The sequence below is a fragment of the Micrococcus sp. genome (assembly GCF_030523875.1).
Lineage (GTDB): Bacteria > Actinomycetota > Actinomycetes > Actinomycetales > Micrococcaceae > Micrococcus.
In genome coordinates this window covers 8,901-10,605 of the sequence record NZ_JAUNHR010000078.1, presented here as the reverse complement: position 1 = coordinate 10,605, position 1,705 = coordinate 8,901, and the positions used below count along the sequence as shown (strand labels likewise).

Below are 1,705 nucleotides of genomic sequence, written 5' to 3'. Positions count from 1 at the left end.
GGAGGTGAGGGGCCGTCGTCGTGCCGGGGTCCGGGCCGGCGAGGCGCGGTGCGCGGGCCGGTCAGATCGGCCCGGTCAGGCCAGGCGCGCGCCCTCGCGGGAGATGCGGGTCATCTCGTCGCGGTCCACGACCTTCACGCGCTCGCGCTCGACCGGGCCGGCCTGCGTGGCGGCGGCGCCGAGGGACTTCTCGTGCGCGTCCAGGGCGTGCCAGCCCTCCCACGTGGTGTACTCCACGCCGCGCTCGGCCAGGAGGTCCAGGACGGCGTCCTCGGACGGCTCCTGCGCGGTGTAGAGGCCGGGCTCGTCCTCGATCAGGTGCTTGATGGTCTCGAGCGAGTCGCCCTTGGTGGAGCCGATCAGGCCCACCGGGCCGCGCTTGATCCAGCCGGAGGTGTAGAGGCCCGGCACGGGCTGCCCCTGCGCGTCGAGCACGCGGCCCTCGGTGTTGGGGATGACGCCGCGGACGTCGTCGAACTCCACGCCCTCCACGGGCGAGCCGAAGTAGCCCACCGCGCGGTAGACGGCCTGCACGTCGTAGTCCACCGTGTCCTCGGTGGCGGTGATGCCGCCCTGCCCGTCCAGCTCCATGCGGCGCATGCGCAGCTTGTCCAGACGGCCGTCGCCGTCCTCGTCCAGGAACGCCTCGGGCGCCTGGAGGAAGTGCAGGTGCAGGCGGCGGGAGGCCTGCTCGGTGCGGTCCTCCTGCTCCATGAGCCAGTTGGTCAGCGTGCCGACCATGGTGCGGACCTGGTTGTTCTCCTCGATGGCCTGCTCGGAGGCGGCGTCGAAGTCGAAGTCCTCCTCGTAGAGCACGATGTCCACGTCGCGGGAGTGCGCCAGCTCGCGCAGCTCGAGCGGGGTGAACTTGATCTGCGCGGGGCCGCGGCGGCCGAACACGTGCACGTCCGTCACCGGCGAGGCCTTGAGCGCCCGGTACACGTTGTCCGGGATCTCGGTGACCAGCAGGTCGTCCGCGTGCTTGGAGAGGATGCGGGCCACGTCCAGGGCCACGTTGCCGTTGCCGATCACGGCCACGGACTGCGCGTCCAGGGGCCAGTCGCGCGGCACGTCCGGGTGGCCGTCGTACCAGGAGGCGAAGTCGGCGCCGCCGAAGGAGCCCTCGAGCTCGACGCCGGGCACGTCCAGCTCCGCGTCCCGCACGGCGCCGGTGGTGAACACCACGACGTCGTACAGGCGGCGCAGGTCCTCGAGGGACACGGTGGTGCCCACGTCCACGTTGCCGAGGAAGCGGATGTCCCCGCGGTCCATCACCTTGTGCAGGGCGTTCACGATGCCCTTGATGCGCGGGTGGTCCGGGGCCACGCCGTAGCGGATCAGGCCGAACGGGGCCGGGTAGCGGTCGAACAGGTCGATGCTGACCCGGAAGTCCCGCTCCTCCTTGGTCAGGATGTCCGCGGTGTACACGCCGGCGGGGCCGGCGCCGACGACGGCGATGCGCAGCGGGCGGTCAGGGCGTTCGGTCACGGCGGGGAGGTCCTTCCAACAGCGGGCGGGGAGGCAGGACGCGGCGGGCGCGGGCCGCGGCACAGGGCCGGGCACGACGCCCGCGGGTCCTGGGATTCAGCCGCCCAGTCTACCGGCGCACCCGCGCCGGTCGCCGTGAGTCCGCTCACCGCTGACGTCCCGGGCCTACCCTGATCGGGTGACCCGCCGCCCCTCCCCCGCGCCCTCCTCCCCCGCG

General features: G+C 73.0%; 1 protein-coding gene. It reads right to left on the bottom strand.

The window, feature by feature from the left end; translation table 11 throughout:
* Positions 1-75: 75 nt before the first annotated feature.
* Positions 76-1,488 (bottom strand): FAD-dependent oxidoreductase, encoded by a 1,413-nt coding sequence (locus Q4D18_RS09640; protein ID WP_303127760.1) that lies wholly within the window; start codon positions 1,486-1,488, stop codon positions 76-78.
* Positions 1,489-1,705: the final 217 nt, after the last annotated feature.